At 72.6% G+C, this 18407-nt stretch carries 17 protein-coding genes; 8 read left to right on the plus strand and 9 right to left on the minus strand.

Going from position 1 to position 18407, the window contains the following annotated elements:
• Positions 1–15: 15 nt before the first annotated feature.
• Entirely contained in the window at positions 16–1464 is a 1449-nt protein-coding gene (gene aspA, locus OFY01_RS14200; protein ID WP_266599834.1) for an aspartate ammonia-lyase, read from the minus strand.
• Positions 1461–2573: an asparaginase gene (locus tag OFY01_RS14205; RefSeq protein ID WP_266599835.1), complete on the minus strand. Its 1113-nt coding sequence runs from the start codon at positions 2571–2573 to the stop codon at positions 1461–1463. Before OFY01_RS14205 ends, aspA begins: the two co-directional genes overlap by 4 nt.
• Positions 2574–2732: 159 nt before the next feature.
• On the opposite strand from OFY01_RS14205, the gene OFY01_RS14210 reads away from it, so the two are divergent.
• Complete coding sequence (locus OFY01_RS14210) at positions 2733–3182, plus strand: Lrp/AsnC family transcriptional regulator (RefSeq protein ID WP_266599836.1); 450 nt, start codon at positions 2733–2735, stop codon at positions 3180–3182.
• A 35-nt stretch (positions 3183–3217) separates the two neighbouring features.
• Here the strand turns inward: OFY01_RS14210 and OFY01_RS14215 are convergent, their stop codons facing one another.
• Entirely contained in the window at positions 3218–4126 is a 909-nt protein-coding gene (locus OFY01_RS14215) for a DUF7916 family protein (protein WP_266599837.1), read from the minus strand.
• A gap of 51 nt (positions 4127–4177) precedes the next feature.
• Complete coding sequence (locus OFY01_RS14220) at positions 4178–5422, minus strand: PTS transporter subunit EIIC (RefSeq protein WP_266599839.1); 1245 nt, start codon at positions 5420–5422, stop codon at positions 4178–4180.
• A gap of 295 nt (positions 5423–5717) precedes the next feature.
• Here OFY01_RS14220 and OFY01_RS14225 point away from each other — a divergent pair, with 295 nt between their 5' ends.
• From OFY01_RS14225 to OFY01_RS14235, 3 genes are read left to right on the plus strand one after another with little or no spacing between them, the layout of a single operon-like run.
• Positions 5718–7031: an ABC transporter substrate-binding protein gene (locus OFY01_RS14225; protein WP_407700337.1), complete on the plus strand. Its 1314-nt coding sequence runs from the start codon at positions 5718–5720 to the stop codon at positions 7029–7031.
• Positions 7032–7039: 8 nt separating this feature from the next.
• A complete protein-coding gene (locus tag OFY01_RS14230; protein ID WP_266599840.1) occupies positions 7040–7954 on the plus strand; it encodes a carbohydrate ABC transporter permease in 915 nt (304 codons plus the stop codon).
• A 30-nt stretch (positions 7955–7984) separates the two neighbouring features.
• Positions 7985–8818, plus strand: a complete 834-nt coding sequence (locus OFY01_RS14235; RefSeq protein WP_266599897.1) for a carbohydrate ABC transporter permease — start codon at positions 7985–7987, stop codon at positions 8816–8818.
• Positions 8819–8834: 16 nt separating this feature from the next.
• Here the strand turns inward: OFY01_RS14235 and OFY01_RS14240 are convergent, their stop codons facing one another.
• Positions 8835–10277, minus strand: a complete 1443-nt coding sequence (locus OFY01_RS14240) for a DEAD/DEAH box helicase (RefSeq protein ID WP_266599841.1) — start codon at positions 10275–10277, stop codon at positions 8835–8837.
• Positions 10278–10365: 88 nt separating this feature from the next.
• On the minus strand, positions 10366–10569 hold the full coding sequence (locus OFY01_RS14245) for a cold-shock protein (protein ID WP_266599842.1): 204 nt from the start codon (positions 10567–10569) through the stop codon (positions 10366–10368).
• Positions 10570–10974: 405 nt separating this feature from the next.
• Here OFY01_RS14245 and rsgA point away from each other — a divergent pair, with 405 nt between their 5' ends.
• The 3 genes from rsgA (at position 10975) to OFY01_RS14260 (ending at position 14230) form a co-directional block, all read left to right on the plus strand.
• Complete coding sequence (gene rsgA, locus OFY01_RS14250) at positions 10975–12114, plus strand: ribosome small subunit-dependent GTPase A (RefSeq protein ID WP_266599844.1); 1140 nt, start codon at positions 10975–10977, stop codon at positions 12112–12114.
• 86 nt (positions 12115–12200) lie between these two features.
• Positions 12201–13643, plus strand: a complete 1443-nt coding sequence (locus OFY01_RS14255; RefSeq protein WP_266599846.1) for a DNA-3-methyladenine glycosylase 2 family protein — start codon at positions 12201–12203, stop codon at positions 13641–13643.
• A complete protein-coding gene (locus OFY01_RS14260) occupies positions 13640–14230 on the plus strand; it encodes a methylated-DNA--[protein]-cysteine S-methyltransferase (RefSeq protein ID WP_266599848.1) in 591 nt (196 codons plus the stop codon). Before OFY01_RS14255 ends, OFY01_RS14260 begins: the two co-directional genes overlap by 4 nt.
• Before the next feature lie 4 nt (positions 14231–14234).
• On the opposite strand, the gene OFY01_RS14265 is transcribed toward OFY01_RS14260, so the two are convergent.
• The 3 genes from OFY01_RS14265 to OFY01_RS14275 form a co-directional block, all read right to left on the minus strand.
• Complete coding sequence (locus tag OFY01_RS14265) at positions 14235–14930, minus strand: 4'-phosphopantetheinyl transferase family protein (RefSeq protein ID WP_266599850.1); 696 nt, start codon at positions 14928–14930, stop codon at positions 14235–14237.
• Positions 14931–15050: 120 nt separating this feature from the next.
• The gene (locus tag OFY01_RS14270; protein WP_266599852.1) at positions 15051–15533 is read right to left on the minus strand and encodes a DUF456 domain-containing protein; all 483 of its coding nucleotides are present in this window, start codon (positions 15531–15533) and stop codon (positions 15051–15053) included.
• 86 nt (positions 15534–15619) lie between these two features.
• Positions 15620–16618 carry a helix-turn-helix transcriptional regulator gene (locus OFY01_RS14275; protein ID WP_266599854.1) on the minus strand — a complete coding sequence of 333 codons (999 nt, stop codon included), beginning with the start codon at positions 16616–16618 and terminating at the stop codon, positions 15620–15622.
• Between the two features lie 363 nt (positions 16619–16981).
• On the opposite strand from OFY01_RS14275, the gene OFY01_RS14280 reads away from it, so the two are divergent.
• A complete protein-coding gene (locus OFY01_RS14280) occupies positions 16982–18388 on the plus strand; it encodes a protein phosphatase 2C domain-containing protein (RefSeq protein ID WP_266599855.1) in 1407 nt (468 codons plus the stop codon).
• The last annotated feature ends 19 nt before the right edge of the window (positions 18389–18407 follow it).

The raw sequence follows: 18407 nt of genomic DNA on the forward strand, positions 1-18407 counted from the left end.
GCGCGACGGCGGGTTTCAGCGACGCGTCCCCGCAAGCCGCTCCGGCGTCAGCAGCTCCGCCAACTGATCAGGCGGCAACAGGCCCTTCTCAAGGGCCAGTTCCGCCACCCCGCGCCCGGTGGCGAGGGCTTCCTTCGCCACCGCGGTCGCGGCCTCGTACCCGATGTGCGGGTTGAGGGCCGTGACCAGGCCGATGGAGTTCTCCACGCTCGCGCGCAGCGCGGCCTCGTTGGCGGTGATGCCCGACACGCAGCGCTCGGCGAGCGTGCGGCACGCGGCGCTCAGCGACGTGATGCCGCGCGAGAGGGCGTGCAGGATCACCGGCTCGAACGCGTTGAGCTGGAGCTGGCCCGCCTCCGCCGCCATGGTGATGGTGACGTCGCTGCCGATCACCTCGAAGGCGACCTGGTTGACGACCTCCGGGATCACCGGGTTGACCTTGCCCGGCATGATCGACGAACCCGCCTGCACCGGCGGCAGGTTGATCTCGCCGAGACCGGCGCGCGGCCCGGACGAGAGCAGTCGCAGGTCGTTGCAGGTCTTCGAGAGCTTGACCGCGATCCGCTTGAGCACGCCGGACAGTTGCACGAACGCGCCGCAGTCCTGCGTGGCCTCGACCAGGTTCACCGACGTCACCAGCGGCAGGCCGGTGATGGCCGCGAGGTGGCGGCGGGCCGCCTCCGCGTAACCGGCGGGCGCGTTGAGCCCCGTGCCGATCGCCGTGGCACCGAGGTTGATCTCGTGGATCAGCTCGACCGCCTCCGCGAGCCGGCCCCGGTCCTCCTCCAGCATCACGGCGTACGTGGAGAACTCCTGGCCGAGCGTCATCGGCACGGCGTCCTGGAGCTGGGTGCGGCCCATCTTCAGGACCGATCGGAACTCGACGGCCTTCGCCGCGAACGCGTCCTGCAGCACCGCCATCGCCCGCAGCAGCCCGCGGGCCGACTCGATGGTGGCGATGCGCAGCGCGGTCGGGTAGGCGTCGTTGGTGGACTGGCCGAGGTTGACGTCCTCGTTGGGGTGCAGGTGCTGGTAGGAGCCCTTGGGGTGGCCGAGCAGTTCGAGGGCGCGGTTGGCGACGACCTCGTTGGCGTTCATGTTCGTCGACGTGCCCGCGCCGCCCTGCACGACGTCCACGACGAACTGGTCGTGCAGCTTGCCGGAACGGATCTCGCGGCAGGCCGTCACGATGGCCTCCGCCTTGGCCGGGGTCAGCAGGCCCAGCTCCTCGTTGGCCAGGGCCGCGGCCTCCTTCACGGCGGCGAGCGCGTCGATCAGGCGCGGGTGGACCGAGATCGGCGTGCCGGTGATGGGGAAGTTCTCCACGGCGCGCAGCGTGTGCACGCCCCAGTACGCGTCGGCCGGTACGTCGCGCTCGCCGAGCAGGTCGTGCTCGCGGCGGAAGGCGGGACCGGCAGGGGAGACAGCGGTGGCAGGGGAGGCCGGGGCGGCATTCGTCGTCATGCTGCGGTCTTCTCGTCGGTCTCGGCAGGAGTGTGGGCGGGGCTGTCGGCAGGGGCGTCGGCCACGTCGGCGGCCGGGCCGTGGGCGGCGTCCTCGGCGGGCGCGTCGATGAGGCGGCGCAGCAGCTGCGTGCGCTCGGCGCGGGTGGCGTCGGCGCTCGCGAGCAGGGCGGACAGGACGGCGATGCGCGCCTGGCCCGCGCGCAGGGTCCCGCTGAGCACGGCGCCCGCCGCGACGAGGTCGACGGCGCCGCCGCCGGTGTAGATCTCGGCGAGCGGGCCCGCGGGCACCCGCGTAGTGACGACGACGAGGATGCCGCGTGCGGCGGCGGCGCGGACCGCCTCGACGAACGCCGGGGTGGCGTTGCCCGCGCCGGTGGCGACGAGCACGATGCCGCGTGCCCCGGCGGCGACGGCCGCCTCGAACAGGGCCGGGTCGGCGTCGCTGTGGTGCATGACGATGTCGACGCGCGGCACGGCGGCGTCGGCGCCCGGCACGGGCAGCGGGGCCGGGCGGCGCGGGGCGCGGCGGACGTCGGCGCGGCCGAAGCCGAGGCGGCCCAGCGGCTCGACGGCCGACGGGTCGTCGAACGCGTTCGGGGCGAGGGTCTGCGTCTTCACGGTGCCGCGGGCGGCGTGCACGGTGCCGTTGAAGACGACGAGCACGCCCAGGCCGCGCACGGTCGCGGCGGCCTGGATCGCGTCGTGCATGTTGCCGGGGCCGTCGCCGTCGGCCGCGCCGAGCGGGAGCTGGGCGCCGGTGAAGACCACCGGGCGGGGGTCGTCGTGGTGGAGGTCCACCAGGAACGCCGACTCCTCCAGGGTGTCCGTGCCGTGCGTGACGACGATGCCGTCCACGTCCGGGTCGGCGAGCACGTCGCGCACGGTGCGGACGAGGGCCAGCTGGAGATCGCTGGTCATCCGGGAGCTGTTCACGTTGAACAGGTCGAGCACCCGCACCTCGACGCCCGCCGGCACGGCGGCGCTGGCCAGGACGGTGTCTCCGGCGGCGTCGGCGGCGTAACCGGTGCCCTGCCAGCGGCTGGCTATGGTGCCGCCGGTGCTGATGAGGGTGATGCGCCGCGGCTTGTCGGGCCGGATGCGTTCCATGGGGCCGCCTCGGGGGGAATCGGGCCGTCCGGTACCCGGGGTGGTGGGTGCCGGGCGGCGCAAGGGTGTTCGATGCCTCGCAAGGATAGGCGGAATCGCCCGCAATCGGATTGCCACTTCTGCTCGCGAGAGGGCGTCGCCGGGGCGCACAATTGCGTCATGGACGGGATTGACCTCAGTATCTTGCGCGAGCTTCAGAACGACGGTCGGCTGAGCAACCAGGAACTGGCCCATCGGGTGGGCCTGAGCCCCTCCCCGTGCCTGCGCCGGGTGCGGCAGCTGGAGAAGGACGGTGTCATCCAGGGGTACCGCGCGGTCGTCGACCCGGAGGCGGTCGGACGCGGCTTCGAGGTGCTGGTCTCCATCGAGGTGCGGCGCGACCGGGCCTGTGTCGAGGCGTTCGAGCATGCCCTGCAGGACATCCCCGACGTGATCGAGGCGTACCGCCTCTTCGGCAGTCCCGGCTGCCTGCTGCGGATCGCGGTCGCCGACCTCGCCGCGTACGAGCGCCTGTGGATCGAACGGCTCACCGCGCTCGAAGGGGTGACCGAGGTGAACTCACAGATCATCATGAAGCGGGTGAAGGAGCCGCGGGGGCTTCCCGTGTGAGGCGCCCCCCGCGGGCGGTGGTCCGCCGGACCGCCTCAGCTCCTCGCGGCGGGCGCCCGGCGGCCGCTCAGTGCCATCCGGTTCCACGTGTGACGGCGACCGCGGATCGCCACCGAGTACGCGTAGAGCAGCTCAGGGTCGCAGACGCCCGGAATGTAGGAGTCGCCGAAGTGGTGCGCGTCGATGCCCACTTCCTTCGCGTTCAGGGCGAGTTGGGCCACCACGTTGCGGTGTGAGCCCTCCTGGCTGGTGCCGATGGCGCCCATCACGACCGCGCCCGCGTCCTGTACGGCGGCGACGGCCTCGGCGGCGAGCTCCTTGGTGACACCGGGCAGGGTGCCCGGCAGCGGCATCACGACACCGTCGGCACCGGCGGCCGCCAGGTTCGTCAGCCGCTCGACGGTCACCCGCTCCGGGTGCCCGGCGTGGTGCATCTTGCCGGACCACAGCGCCGCGTCGTCGCCGAGTCCGGCCCGCAGTTCCTCGGTCACCCGCGCCATGCCGTCGAACGAACCGCCGGTGCCGGGGTTGGCGGTGATGCACAGCATGGCCGCCCCCCTGTCGATCAGGCGCTTGGCGTACTCCGGCTCGGCGCGCCGGATCTCGGGTACGTCGCCGGGCTCCAGATTGACGCCGACCGGCCGCCCGACGGCCTCGGCCAGCTCCGTGAACGTACGGAACGTGCCCAGGCCCGGCAGGTGGAGCCGGTCGCCGTCCCAGGCCCGCTCGATCAGGTTGAGCACCACGATGTCGGCGCCGAACGCCGCCACCAGCTCGGCGTTGTGCACGCCGCGCCCGTCCGGGTGCGGGGAGAGCGCGGCACGCTCGGCGAAGACCTCGCCGACCATGGTGCGGCCCTCGGCGGCGGCGACGGACGCGGTCAGGGCGCGGCCGCGCAGTGCGGCGAGGCCGTCGCGGTCGAGGTCGAGGATGCGCGTGGTCATGGGGAACCTTTCGCAGTGCGGTGGGGGTGGGGGTGTCGCGCGTCGGCGCGGTCACTTGGTGACCGAGTCGACCTCTTCCTCCGGTTCGCGGCCGGGCGTCGGGATGTCGAACTTCATGATGAGGAAGCGGAACAGCACGTAGTAGAGGACCGCGAAGGCGAGACCGATCGGGATGATCATCCAGGGGTTGGTGGCGAGCTTCCAGTTGAGCGCGTAGTCGATCAGACCCGCCGAGAACCCGAAGCCGTCCCTCACCCCGAGCGCCCAGGTCACCGCCATCGAGACACCGGTGAGCACGGCGTGGACCGCGTACAGGGCGGGCGCGATGAACAGGAAGGTGAACTCGATCGGCTCGGTGATGCCGGTCACCAGCGAGGTCAGGGCCAGGGAGAGCATCATCCCCATGGTGGCCTTGCGGCGGTGCGGCTCGGCGGCGTGCGCGATGGCGATGGCCGCGGCGGGCAGGCCGAACATCATGATCGGGAAGAAGCCGGTCAGGAACTGGCCCGCGGTCGGGTCGCCGTGGAAGAAGCGGGGGATCTCGCCGTGCCACACGTTGCCCGCGGCGTCGGTGAACGAGCCGACCTGCTGCTGGAAGAACGTGTTGAGGAACTGGTGCATGCCGACCGGGATGAGCCCGCGGTTGAAGACGCCGTAGAGGCCCGAGCCGAAGGCGCCCAGGCCGGTCAGCCAGTCGCTGAAGTGGCCCAGCGCGTCACCGATGGGCTGCCAGGCCAGGCCGAAGAAGACGCCGAAGACCACGCCGATGAAGGCCATGATGATCGGCACGAGTCGTCGTCCGTTGAAGAAGCCCAGCCAGTCGACCAGTCTGGTGCGGTGGTAGCGCTGCCAGACGACGGCGCTGACGAGCCCGAGGACGATGCCGCCGAGCACTCCGGGGTCCTGCGGCGTGCCCTTGGGCAGTGCCTCGGTGACCGACCCGGCGACGGGGAAGGCGGTCAGGACGTTCTTGTAGACGAGGAAGCCGACGAGCGCGGCGAGCGCCGTGGAGCCGTCGGCCTTCTTCGCGTAGCCGATGGCCACGCCGACACAGAACAGCAGCGGCAGGTTCTGGAATATCGCGCCGCCCGCGGCGTCGAAGACCGCGGCCACCTTGTGCCAGCCGAGTCCGTCGTCGCCGAACACGTCGGGCTGGCCGAGCCGGAGCAGGATCGCCGCGGCCGGCATGGCGGCGACGGGCAGTTGCAGACTGCGGCCGATCTTCTGCAGGGACGCCATCACGCCGGAGCGTCTGGTGCCGCCGGCCTCGGGCGGCGCGGTGGTGGCCGTGGTCATCGCAAGCTCCTCCTGGGGTGGTCTAAACCAGTGCCGGGGTTACTAGATGTAGCACGGCAAATCGACCAAAAACCCTGTATCACCCAGGATGGGAAACATTCGCCGCATATCAGTGACCAAGCTCCTTCGTGGTCACGGCGATCGGGGGACGTTGGTCCCTCCCGCTCGCGACCGAGGCCCTGAAACCGCCTCACGTGCCCGCTGCCCGTCCCACGCGTCGAACACGTCCTCTCCCTCGGCCCGGAACACGCCCCGGCGTGCGTAACCCGCGCACGCCCGGGGGAGATAGACGAGGGTGACCACCTCTGAGCCCACCGAGCCGATCCCCGCGCCGACCTTCTCTCGCCGACGGCTGTTCACGCTCGGCGCGGGAGCCGCACTCACCGCGGCCCTCGCCGCCTGCGGCTCCAACACCGGCCGTGGCAGCGGCAGTTCGGGCGGACACGGCGCTCCCGTCCTGTCCCAGTGGTACCACCAGTACGGAGAGGCCGGGACCGAACAAGCCGTCAAGCGTTACGCCGCCGCGTACACCGAGGCGAGGGTCTCCGTGCAGTGGCGCCCCGGCGACTACGACCGGCAGACCGCCGCCGCGCTCCTCACCGACGCGGGACCTGACGTCTTCGAGGTCAACGGCCCCACCCTCGACCAGATCCAGGGCCACCAGGTCGTCGACCTCACCCACGAGATCGCGGCCGTCCGCCCCGACTTCAACGCCGCGGTCCTCGCACCCAAGACCTACCGCGGCAAGGTGTACGGCATCCCGCAGACCATCGACATGCAGATGCTCTACTACCGCAAGAGCCTGCTGACCGCGGCGGGTGTCCGGCCACCGCGCACCCTCCACGAGCTGGTCGACGCCGCCCACCGCCTCACCACCAGGAACGTCAAGGGCCTCTTCCTCGGCAACGACGGCGGCGCCGGAGTCCTCGGCGGCACACCGCTGTTCGCCGCCGGTCTCGAACTCGTCACCGCCGACGGGCGCGTCGGCTTCGACGACCCCGCCGCGGCCGCCGCCCTCGCCGGACTGCACACCCTGTACGCGAACAAGTCCCTGCTGCTCGGCGCCCCCGCCGACTGGGCCGACCCGTCCGCGTTCACCCAGGGCCTCACCGCCATGCAGTGGACCGGACTGTGGGCGATGCCGCAGATCAAGAAGGCGCTCGGCGACGACTTCGGCGTGCTCCCGTTCCCCGCCGCCGGGAACCACGGCCGACCCGCCGTGCCGGTCGGCGCCTACGCCACCGCCGTCAGCGCCCGCAGCAAGCACGTCGACGCGGCCAAGGCGTACGCGAAGTGGCTGTGGGTCGACCGCACCGACGACCAACAGGACTTCGCGCTCTCCTACGGCTTCCACATCCCCGCGCGCGTCTCGCTGGCGAAGAAGGCCGCCAAGCTGCGCACGGGCCCCGCCGCCGACGCCGTCGGCTTCGCCACCGACCACGGCCACGCCAGCCCGCTGCTGTGGACCCCCAAGTCCCAGACGGCGCTCCAGGACGCCCTGACCAGGATCATCCAGGGCGGCGCCGACCCCTCGGCGCAACTCAAGTCGGTGGTGAGCACGGTCGGTTCGGAACTGAGCCGCGTACTGAAGAAGAGCGGGAAGGGCTGAGGAGGGCGGTGCCGTCCAGACTGCTCGGACCGCAGAACAGGTATCTGTGGTTCTGGGTCTTCACCGGCCCGTTCGTCGTCGGCCTCGGGGTCTTCGTCTACGTCCCGCTCCTGTGGAGCCTCGCCCTCAGCTTCTTCGACGCGCGCAACACCGTCACGCCCACGCACTTCGTCGGCCTGTCCAACTACACGTCGGTCCTGGGCGATTCGGCCTTCACCTCCAGCCTCGCCACATTCGCCGTCTTCTGCCTCTTCATCGTCCCGGCCACGTACGCCCTCTCGCTCGCCCTCGCCCTGATGGTGAACCGGCTGCGCCTCGCCCGCGCCTTCTTCCGGTCCGTGTTCTTCCTGCCGACCGCCTGCAGCTACGTCGTGGCGTCGGTGATCTGGAAACTCTCCCTGTTCAACGGAGTCCGCTTCGGCCTCGCCAACACGGTCCTGCGCTGGTTCGGCCAGGACCCGGTGGCATGGCTGTCGACGAGCCACCCGCCGTGGTACTGGCTGGTCATCGTCACCGTACGGCTGTGGCTGCAGGCCGGTTTCTACATGGTGCTCATCCTGGCCGGACTGCAACGCATCCCCCGCGCCCTGTACGAGGCCGCGGCCGTCGACGGCGCCCGCCCCGGCTGGCAGGTCTTCCGCCACATCACCTTCCCGCAGCTGCGCGCGACCTCCGTCGCCGTCGTCCTGCTCCTGGTGATCAACGCCTTCCAGGCGTTCGACGAGTTCTACAACCTGCTGTCCACCGCGCGCGGCTACCCGCCCTACGCCCGCCCGCCGCTGGTCTACCTGTACTACGTGGCGCTGGGCCAGGGGCAGGACCTCGGCATCGGCAGCGCGGGCGCCGTGGTCCTCGCGCTGATCATCGCCCTGGTCACGGTGGTGCAGGCCCGGTGGTTCGGCCTCGGCCGGAAGGAGGAGTGAGGAAACGTGAGGAAGAACGGCGAGGCGACGATCCAAGACGCCCATGTGCGGCTCGGAAGGGCGCTGCGCGCGGTGATCATCGGCGCGCTGGCGGTGCTCTTCCTGGTGCCGTTCTACCTGCTGGTGCGGGGCGGCCTGTCGAGCGAGTCCGACCTCACCTCGCCCGGCTGGACCTTCTTCCCCCGCACCCTGCGGTGGAGCAACGTGCGCGAACTGTTCGACGACCCGTCCGTACCGATGCTGCACGCCCTGTGGAACTCCACCCAGATCGCGGTCCTGACCACACTCGGCACGCTGCTCCTGGCGTCGCTGGCCGGGTACGGGCTGGCCCGCATCCCCTACCCGTACGCCAACCACGTCTTCTACGCGATCCTCGGCACGCTCATGATCCCGTCGGCGGTCACCTTCGTGCCGAGTTTCGTGCTCGTCTCCACCCTCGGCTGGATCTCCACGCTGCGCGGCCTGATCGTGCCGACGCTCTTCAGCGGCTTCGCCGCGTTCGTCTTCCGCCAGTACTTCCTCGGGTTCCCTAAGGAACTGGAGGACGCGGCCCGCGTCGACGGCCTGGGCCACTGGCGCACCTACTGGCGCGTCGTCGTGCCCAACTCGCGGCCCGTCTTCGCCGCGGTCGGCGCCATCGTCTTCATCGGTTCGTGGAACGCGTTCCTGTGGCCACTGGTCATCGGGCAGGACCAGCAGGCGTGGACGGTACAGGTCGCGCTCGCCACGTTCACCACCGCACAGGTCGTCAACCTGCACGAACTGTTCGTCGCCGCCGCCGTCTCGATCCTCCCGCTGGTCGTCGTGTTCGTGGTGCTGCAGCGGTACATCGTCGCCGGAGTGGAGCGGTCCGGCATCGACTGAACGGCGGCGCCGGTGGCTACGTGGCCGAGGGGCGGCGGGAGGCCCGCCGGTTCGCGCCGCCCCGTCGGTTCGAACCTCCGCGCCGGCTCGCGCTTCGGCCGCCGCCCGTACCGGCGGCGGGCTTGCGGCTCTGGCGGCTCGCGGCCGGCGCCGCCGCCCCGGGGACCTCGAGAGTGACGGGCACGCCCGACGGCTCGCGCGCCCCGGTGATGGTGGCCAGCTCCGCGTCGCCGGAGCGGACGCGGGCCGTGCGCGGGCGGATGCCCGCGTCCGCCATGAGCCGGGTGACGTCCCGCTTCTGCTCGGGCAGGACCAGCGTGACCACGCTGCCCGAACCACCGGCACGGGCCGTGCGGCCGCCCCGGTGCAGGTAGTCCTTGTGGTCGGCCGGGGGATCGACGTTCACCACCAGATCGAGGTCGTCCACGTGTATGCCGCGGGCCGCGACGTTCGTCGCCACCAAAGCGGTGACCTGGCCGTTCTTGAACTGCTCCAGGGTGCGGTTGCGCTGTGGCTGGGAGCGCCCGCCGTGCAGCGCCGCCGCGCGGACACCGGAGGCGAGGAGCCGCTTGGCGAGCCGGTCGGCGGACCGCTTGGTGTGCAGGAACAGGATGACCCGCCCGTCACGGGCCGCGATGCGCGTGGTGACGGCCTTCTTGTCGGTCTCGTCCAGCACATGCAGCACGTGGTGCTCCATGGTGGTCACCGCACCCGCCGCCGGGTCCACCGAGTGCACCACGGGATCGGTCAGGAACCGCTGGACCAGACGGTCGATGTTGCGGTCCAGGGTGGCGGAGAACAGCAGGCGCTGGCCGTCGGGACGCACCCGCTCGATCAGCTTGGTGATCTGCGGCAGGAAACCCATGTCGGTCATCTGGTCGGCTTCGTCGAGCACCGTGATCCGTACGCTGCCGAGCACGCAGTCCCCGCGTTCCACGAGGTCGCCCAGTCTGCCCGGCGTGGCCACGAGCACCTCGACGCCCCGCCTGAGCACACCGGCCTGCTTGGTGATGGACAGCCCGCCGACCATGGTGGCGAGGCGGAGGTTGACGGCCGTCGCGTAGGGCGTCAGCGCGTCGGTCACCTGCTGGGCCAGCTCACGCGTGGGCACGAGCACGAGGGCCAGCGGCGCCTTTGGCTCCGCGCGCAGCCCCGCGGTACGGGCGAGCACCGCCAGACCGAACGCGAGGGTCTTGCCGGAACCGGTGCGCCCACGTCCCAGCAGGTCACGCCCGGCGAGCGAGTTGGGCAGCGTGGCGGCCTGGATCGGGAAGGGAGTGGTGACACCCTGCGCGCCGAGCGTCTTCAGCAGCCCCGCGGGCATGTCAAGGCCGGCGAAGTCCTCGACGGGAGGAAGGGCGGGTGTCGTGTTCTGCGGCAGCCGGAATTCCCTCGGCGACGCCGCGGAGGGCGGGGGTGACGCGGGGCGCCGGTTCGGCTTCTGGGATCTGCGGGGCATGCGGTGGTCTGCCTTCCTGGAAACAGCACAAACCGGGGCCCGCACCATCGCGGTGCGAGCCCCGGTGAGCGAAATACGCGTCCGGTGATCAGGCCGGGACGATGTTCTCCGCCTGCGGGCCCTTCTGGCCCTGCGTGACGTCGAAGTTGACCCGCTGGCCCTCCTGGAGCTCACGGAAGCCCTGGGTCGCGATGTTCGAGTAGTGGGCGAAGACGTCGGGGCCGCCGCCGTCCTGCTCGATGAAGCCGAAACCCTTTTCGGCGTTGAACCACTTCACGGTTCCCTGTGCCATGACCTTCTCCGATCTGTAGGCAGAGGCCCCATCCGGAGATGCCGGAAACAAATAATGCGCCTGAAGGAGAAACATTCCCGTCAGGCGCACATAGGTTCATGGGTACCACAACTGCAACTCTGTAACCATAGCACAGCCGCGCGGACCGCTTTCCGGGCTCCGGTGGCCGCGCGCGTAAATCGCTGGCGCTCCGCCGACCGCCGCTCTAGTGTCATGACTGCTTCGTACGGCGAGATGCGCCGGGTTACGACGAGTGGGAAACGGGAGGTGTGACCGATGGCTGTCTCTGTGACGGGCGCTGCCCGCGACCGGAAGAACGTCCACTCCACCTCCGTGGCCTCCGGCTGACCTCTCTCACGGCGCACACCTGCGCGGAGCCGGGACCACCCTTGTGAAGGGTTCCCCTTGAATCTCGCTTCTCCCTCCTCCTCTTCTTCCTCCGCTTCCTCGGCTTCTTCGACCCCCTCGCACCCGCTCGCCGTCTACGGCTGGGACGAGGACTGGGAGGCCGAGTTCGCTTCCTACGCCGAACGGGGCCTGCTGCCCGGCCGTGTCCTGCGCGTCGACCGGGGCCGCTGCGACCTGGCCACGCCCGACGGGGTGGTGCAGGCCGACACCGAGTACGTCGTGCCCCGCGACCCCATGAAGGTCATCTGCACCGGGGACTGGGCGGCCGTGGACCCGGACGGCACCGACCCCCGCTACGTACAGGCGTATCTGCCGCGGCGCACCGCCTTCGTGCGCTCCACCTCCTCCAAGCGGTCGGAGGGCCAGATCCTCGCCGCCAACGTGGACCACGCCGTGATCGCGGTCTCCCTCGCCGGCGACCTCGACCTCGGCCGTGTCGAACGGTTCCTCGCGCTCGCCTGGGAGTCCGGGGCGACGCCGCTGGTCGTGCTCACCAAGGCCGACCTCGTGCCCGACCCGGTGACCCGCTCGTACCTCGTCTCCGACGTCGAGAGCGGCGCGCCCGGCGTGCGTGTGCTGACCGTCAGCGCCCTGTACGGCGACGGCACGGACGACCTGCGAGCCGCCATCGGCGGCGGCACCGCCGTCCTGCTCGGCGTGTCCGGCGCGGGCAAGTCGACCCTCGCCAACGCGCTGACCGGCACCGACGCGATGGACGTCCAGGCGGTACGCGACATCGACGGCAAGGGCCGGCACACCACGACCACCCGCAACCTGTTCGCGCTGCCGGGCGGCGGCGTCCTCATCGATACCCCGGGGCTGCGCGGCGTCGGTCTCTACGACGCCGAGGCCGGGGTCGGACGGGCCTTCGCCGAGATCCAGGAGCTGGCCGAGCGGTGCAGGTTCGGGGACTGCGCACACACCGTGGAGCCGGGGTGCGCCGTCCTCGCGGCCGTCGAGGACGGCACGCTGCACCTGCGCCGGCTCGACAGCTACCGCAAACTCCTGCGGGAGAACCAGCGCCTCGCCGCACGGACCGACGCCCGGCTGCGCGACGAGATGCGGAAGGTGTGGAAGCAGCGAGGTGCGCAGGGCCGGGCCGCCATGCAGGCCAAGCGGGGACGTCCGAGGCCGTGAGGTGAGGGACGGGCGACGGCCCTGACCGGCAGGGCCGTGTCCGATTTCCGCCAGCCCAGTGTGGGGCGGGACCCCACACTGGGTGTGTGACCACCATCGAAGCGACCGAAGCGGCCGAACCTGACACCCGCTACGAAGCCGTACGCAGCCGGGACGCACGGTTCGACGGCGCGTTCTTCTTCGCCGTCCGGACCACCGGCATCTACTGTCGGCCCAGCTGCCCCGCGGTCACCCCGAAACGCCAGAACGTGCGGTTCTACGCCACGGCCGCCGCCGCCCAGAGCTCCGGGTTCCGGGCCTGTCGGCGGTGCAGGCCCGACGCCGTGCCCGGGTCGGCCGAGTGGGACGGCCGCGCCGACGTGGTGGGGCGCGCCATGCGGCTCATCGGCGACGGCGTCGTCGACCGGGAGGGCGTGGGCGGGCTCGCCGCCCGGCTCGGCTACAGCGCACGGCAGGTGCAGCGGCAGCTCGCCGCCGAGCTGGGCGCCGGGCCGGTCGCGCTCGCCCGCGCCCAGCGCGCGCACACCGCCCGCCTCCTGTTGCAGACCACCACGCTTGCGGTCACCGAGATCGCGTTCGCGGCCGGGTTCGCGAGCGTACGGCAGTTCAACGACACCGTCCGTGCGGTGTACGCCCGCACCCCGACCCAACTGCGGGCCGACGCGCCAGGACCGGCCGGCGCGCGGCCCGCCGTCGCCTCCGCCGCCGGGATCCCGCTGCGCCTGGCCCATCGCGGCGCCTATCAGGCCGAACCCGTCTTCGACCTCCTCGACCGCGAACGCGTCGACGGGGTCGAGGAGGTGACCGGCGAACCCGGCTCCCGCACCTACCGGCGCACACTGCGGCTCCCGCACGGGACGGGCATCGTGTCGGTCGACGAGGCCGGGCACGAGCAGTCCGGCGCGCGGACCGAACACCGGGGCGGCTGGCTCGACGCGCGGATCCACCTCACCGACCTGCGCGACCTGACCACCGCCGTGGGCCGGCTGCGGCGCCTGTTCGACCTGGACGCCGACCCGTACGCCATCGACGAGCGGCTCGCCGCCGACCCTCGGCTCGCGCCGCTCGTCGCCGCCCGTCCGGGGCTGCGCTCGCCGGGCACCGCCGACCCGCAGGAGCAGGCCGTGCGGATCCTCGCCGGGCCCCATGAGTCCGGTCGGCTCGTGCGGCGGTACGGCAAACGGGTCGACGCGCCGTGCGGCGGCCTCGACCGGCTCTTCCCGGTGCCGGACGCACTCGTCGACGAGCCGGGAACCCTCGGCGCGCTCGCCCGCGCCCTCACCGACGGCGGCCTCCACCTCGACCCGGGCGCCGACCGCGACGCCGCCGACGAGGCGCTGCGCGCACTGCCCGGCATGGACGCGCGTACCGCCGCCCTGATCCGGCTGCGCGCCCTGGGCGACCCGGACGTCGCGGTCCCCGCGGACGCCGCTGACACGACTGCCCGCGGCCATGGCGACGCGTGGCGTCCCTGGCGGTCGTACGGACGCCAACACCTCATCGAGCAAAGGAAGTTGCAAGCATCATGACCGACACCGACACCGACACCGACACCGACACCGACACGGACACTGGCAACGCCACGGACACCGGCGGCAACAGCGGGACCGTCTACTGCGTCACCGTCGACAGCCCGCTCGGCCCGCTCCTGCTCACCGCCGACGCCACCGGCGCCCTGACCTCGCTCTCCGTGCCGGGCCAGAAGGGCGGGCGCACCGAGCGCGACGGATGGGTGCGCGACCGTGGACCGTTCACGGCGGCCGTGCGGCAGCTCGACGCCTACTTCGCCGGTGAGCTCAAGGAGTTCCAGTTGGAGTTGAAGCCCGAAGGCACCGACTTCCGGCGCCGGGTGTGGGACGCCCTCGACGACGTTCCCTACGGCGCCACCACCACCTACGGCGACATCGCCGCGCGCATCGGCGCCTCGCGCGCCGCCGTGCGGGCCGTCGGCGGTGCGGTCGGCGCCAACCCGCTGCTCATCGTGCGCCCCTGCCACCGCGTGATCGGCGCCGACGGCTCCCTGACCGGGTACGCGGGCGGCCTCGACCGGAAGCTGCGGCTGCTCACCCTGGAAGGCGCCGATGTCGCCCCGCAGGCGGGCCGACCGGCGCCCTGACCGGCTACGACTCGAAACCGACGTCGCCCGTCCCGGCCCCGGCTCCGGCCACGGCGACGGCCACCGCCGCCGTGTAGCCGTCGGGCACCCGCACGTCGCTCATCACCCAGCCGGGCGGGGCGGCGGGGGAATGCAGCGTGCCCACGTAGTCGGCGTCGGGGGAGCGGGAAAGGCCCGTGCCGATGCCCTTGAGGTAGGCCTCCTTGCGCACCCACGCGCGCGCGAAGGCGAGACGGCGGTCCTGCGGCGCGCCGAGGGCCGCCAGTTCGGCGCGTTCGCGCGCGTGCAGCACCGACCACAGCTCCTCGGTCGCCGCCTGGGACGGCAACTCCTCCACGTCGGCGCCGACCGGTGTGGCGGCGAGCGCGACCAGCGCCAGGCTGCCGCTGTGCGAGAGGGAGAAGTGCGGCCCCCGCCCGTCGGCCAGGGCCGGGCGACCGTGCGGCTCACCGCACCCGGGGCACGGTTCACGGACGAACCGTACGGCGCCGGGCGCGCGCCCGGTCCGCTCGCCGAGGATCCCGCGCAGCGCCACGTGCGCGGCGACGTACCGCCGCCGGTGCCCGTCGAACCGGAACGCCGCGGCGCGCCGCAGCTCGTCCGGGTCGAGCACGCCGTCGCCGTCGCCCTGATCGTCGTCGGTGTCCACGAGCCAGAGCCGCACCGGCCCGGCGGGCGCCAGCTCGCGCACGTGGTCCATCGGTCCCCCCGGTCATCGCGTCGAGTGCGCGGCGGCAGCTCCCGCCGACGGCCCTGAGCGTATCCCTCGACGGCCGGGCCCCGTGCTCAGCCCCGCTCGGTCCCAGATCACGACTCCCGGTCAGCCCCAGATCACGACCCCCACCCACGCCCCCGCGATCAGCAGGCAGGCGAACAGCTCCGCCAGAATGCTGGAGCCGCCCGCCCGCATGGCCGTACGGGTGGACGCCACCGCGTCCCCGTGCCCGCCGAGCCGCAGCCGTTCACAGACGTAGATCCCGGCGACGAACCCGGGAATCGCCCCGACGACAGGGATCACGCAGAACCCGACGACGGCGCCCACGCCCGCCCATATCTGGAGCTTCACGGTGGCTCCGGCCTGGCGCAGCCGCCGGGGCGGCAGGAGCCAGCGCGCCACCTGGCCGGCGAGCAGCACGGCGGTCGCGGAGACCAGGACCACCCAGGCCAGGCCGGTGCGGGCGCGCAGGGCCCAGACCGCGACCGCGGCCCACACCAGCCACGACCCGGGCACGCCCGGCACCAGCACCCCGCACAGGCCGAGCGCCAGGACGGCCCCGACCAGCAGGAGTTCCCACGCTCCCATGAGGCCAGGGTCCCCCACGTGCTTCGAACACGCAGGTCAGCCGAGTGCCGGATGGTACGTGTGGGGGACAAGGCACGGCGTGGGGCTCAGCGCGCCACCCAGTCCCGTTCGTACGCGTGCCAGCCCAGCTGCAACCGTGTGGTCACCCCGGCCAGCTCCATCAGGCGCTTGACCCTGCGCTGCACCGTCCGCAGCCCCAGGTCCAGCTGTTTCGCCACGCTCGCGTCGGTCAGACCGGCCAGCAGCAGCGAGAGGATCTCCAGGTCGGTGCCGTCGGGGCCGCCCTGGCCGTTCGGACCGCCGGGCTCCTCCTCGCGCACACCGCCGTCCGTGCCCAGCCGCAGCGGCAGCGCCTGCCGCCACACCGCCTCGAACAGACCGGACAGCGATTCGAGCAGGCCGCTGGCGTGCACGACGAGCGCCGCAGGTTCGGCCGTAGGGGCCGACAGCGGCACCAGCGCGAGGTTCCCGTCCGCGACGACCAGTTTGGTCGGCACCCGGTCCACGAGCCTGACCTGCTCGTCGCGGCCCATCGCCGCCGCCAGCTCGGACAGGCCACCGGGCAGTGCGAGCACCGACCGTTCGATGACGACGCGGTAGCGCACGCCCCGGCCGACGGCCCGCTCCTCGGCGTCGTTGTCGGCGCCCGGCACGACGTCCGGGCTGCCGGTGACGAGCGCGCACACCTCACGGGCCGCACCCAGTTGGATCTGCAGGAACCGCTGCGCCACGGCCGCCGCGCCGGTCACCACCTCCACCAGGTCGTGCGCGTCGGGTTCGACCGCGCCGGCCCGGTACTCCTCGGCGAGTTCCGCCGCCGCCAGCTCCGCCTTCTCCAGTTCGTGCCGTTGCTGGATGAGCAGCGCGCCCAGCGCGATACCCGGTGGCGCGGCCACCCAGCGGCCCGGATGCGCCGACGACCTCGCCGACAGGCCGCTGCGTTCCAGACGGCGCAGCGCGCGCTCGGTCTCCTGTTCGGCCTGCCCGAGCCTGCGCGCGAGATCCGGTACGTCGGCCGCCCCGACCGCCACCAAGGCGCGGTAGACCGTCTCGTGCTCGTCGTCCAGACCTATCGCGCTCAGCATCAGCTGATGCCCCTCCCCGGTTCCCGCCGAACGTTCTCGGCGGCTCTTGTCGGCCAGCCCCCGTGGCGGAAACCGGCCACGGCACATTCCCGCCGCGCTCATCTTCCCCGCTCAGGCCGTCGCTCTGCCAATGTGGCGCCACCACGGCACCAAGATCCGTGCGGATCGCGCCATTTTGTGCGAGCCGCCCGGACCCGCGGAGGGGATGGGTTCGGGCGGTGGGCGCCCGTGTGTTCGTACGGTCACTCGAACCGGTTCGCCGGGCGGCCTTCCCGTGGGGGGTGGCGCCGCCCGGCGGACCTCTTGTGCGGGAATTTCCCGTTGCACCGTTTTCGGGCGCCCTGTGCTGTGGACAATGAGGACATGAGCCAGCAGGGGGAGAGGCCCACCGGTCGTCGCACCCAGGAGGACGACTGGTGGGGGCAGTTGTACGACGAGGCCGCCGACGACACCGGACCGTCCCCGGCCCCTGACACCCTCGACGACCGCTTCGCCTCGGCGGGAGCGGTCGCCGCGCCTCCGGTGTCCGCGCCGCCGACACCCGTGCCGCCCACGTCCAGGGCCCCGCACGCGCCGACCGCGGTCGGCTCCGGTGTGTTCGGCCCGCCCCCGGAGGAACCCCGGGAACCGGCCGAGCGGGCCGGAGGCAGCGGCGTGCGGCTCACGAAGCCCACGGCGGACGAGCCGCCGCCCCCGCCGCCGGTGCCCGCGCCGTCGGGACCTGTGCCGCCGGTGCCCGCGCCCCCGGCACCCGCGCCGTCGGCACCCGCGCCGTCGGCACCCGCGCAGTCCGCGCCGCCACCGGCCCCGCCGGTCGGCTCCGTCACCCCGCTCCCGTCCGTCACCTACGTGGGCGACGGGCCGCCCACCTACGAGGCGGAGCCCACCGCTCTACCGGCCGCCGACCCCGACGCGCTCGGCACCCTCGTCGCCGACACCGTGCTCGACGGGGCGCGGTACGGCGGTTGCACGCTGCGGGCGGCCTCCGTACGGGGCGACTCCGCGCGCTACCGGGGCGAGCCCCGCCGCGACTGCCTGCTGACCGCGCGGTTCGGCGTCGGCACCGGCGCCCTCGTGCTCGTCGCCGTGGCGACCGGCGTCCGGGCGGCGCCCGGTGCCCACCTCGCCGCCGCCCAGGCATGCGACTGGATCGGGCGGGCCGTGGGGCGCAGCCACGCCCGGCTCGCCGATGACATCAGGGCCGACCGGCGCGGCGACCTCAAGTCGGGGCTTCACCGGCTCACCGACCGCAGCCTCGGCAAACTCCGCGCGGCCGCCGCCGACCAGGGCCTCGACCCCGAGGCGTACGCGGCCACACTGCGCTGCCTGCTGCTGCCCGCCGACCCGGAGTGCCGCACCCGCGTCTTCTTCGGTGTCGGATCGGGCGGCCTGTTCCGGCTGCGCGGCGGCGCCTGGCAGGACATCGAGCCGCAGGCCGACGAGGCCCTCGACGGCGACCGCCTCACCACGGGACTCGGCATCGCCACACCGCCGAGTCCCCGCGAACCGGCGGACGGACGGAGCGGCGCGCGGCCGCTGCCCGACCCGTTCCGTTTCCACGCGGCGGTGGCCCGCCCGGGTGACACGCTGCTGCTCTGCTCCGAGGGCCTTGCCGAACCCCTGCGCGGCCAGCCGGAGCTCGCCCGGCACCTGGCGCGGCGGTGGACGGCCGACACGCCGCCCGGCCTCGCCGGGTTCCTCGCCGACACGCAGGTCAGGGTGAAGGGATACGCCGACGACCGTACGGCTGTCGGCGTTTGGGAGGCGTAACGGCGCCCGTTGTGAATTC

Source organism: Streptomyces beihaiensis (genome assembly GCF_026274175.1).
Classification (GTDB): domain Bacteria; phylum Actinomycetota; class Actinomycetes; order Streptomycetales; family Streptomycetaceae; genus Streptomyces; species Streptomyces beihaiensis.

What these genes read in the sequence shown, in the direction of transcription:
- aspA (WP_266599834.1), bottom strand. Translation starts at nt 1,464, where the DNA reads ATGACGACGAATGCCGCCCCGGCCTCCCCTGCCACCGCTGTCTCCCCT.
- OFY01_RS14205 (WP_266599835.1), bottom strand. Translation starts at nt 2,573, where the DNA reads ATGGAACGCATCCGGCCCGACAAGCCGCGGCGCATCACCCTCATCAGC.
- OFY01_RS14210 (WP_266599836.1), top strand. Translation starts at nt 2,733, where the DNA reads ATGGACGGGATTGACCTCAGTATCTTGCGCGAGCTTCAGAACGACGGT.
- OFY01_RS14215 (WP_266599837.1), bottom strand. Translation starts at nt 4,126, where the DNA reads ATGACCACGCGCATCCTCGACCTCGACCGCGACGGCCTCGCCGCACTG.
- OFY01_RS14220 (WP_266599839.1), bottom strand. Translation starts at nt 5,422, where the DNA reads ATGACCACGGCCACCACCGCGCCGCCCGAGGCCGGCGGCACCAGACGC.
- OFY01_RS14240 (WP_266599841.1), bottom strand. Translation starts at nt 10,277, where the DNA reads ATGCCCCGCAGATCCCAGAAGCCGAACCGGCGCCCCGCGTCACCCCCG.
- OFY01_RS14245 (WP_266599842.1), bottom strand. Translation starts at nt 10,569, where the DNA reads ATGGCACAGGGAACCGTGAAGTGGTTCAACGCCGAAAAGGGTTTCGGC.
- OFY01_RS14260 (WP_266599848.1), top strand. Translation starts at nt 13,640, where the DNA reads ATGACCGACACCGACACCGACACCGACACCGACACCGACACGGACACT.
- OFY01_RS14265 (WP_266599850.1), bottom strand. Translation starts at nt 14,930, where the DNA reads ATGGACCACGTGCGCGAGCTGGCGCCCGCCGGGCCGGTGCGGCTCTGG.
- OFY01_RS14270 (WP_266599852.1), bottom strand. Translation starts at nt 15,533, where the DNA reads ATGGGAGCGTGGGAACTCCTGCTGGTCGGGGCCGTCCTGGCGCTCGGC.
- OFY01_RS14275 (WP_266599854.1), bottom strand. Translation starts at nt 16,618, where the DNA reads ATGCTGAGCGCGATAGGTCTGGACGACGAGCACGAGACGGTCTACCGC.
- OFY01_RS14280 (WP_266599855.1), top strand. Translation starts at nt 16,982, where the DNA reads ATGAGCCAGCAGGGGGAGAGGCCCACCGGTCGTCGCACCCAGGAGGAC.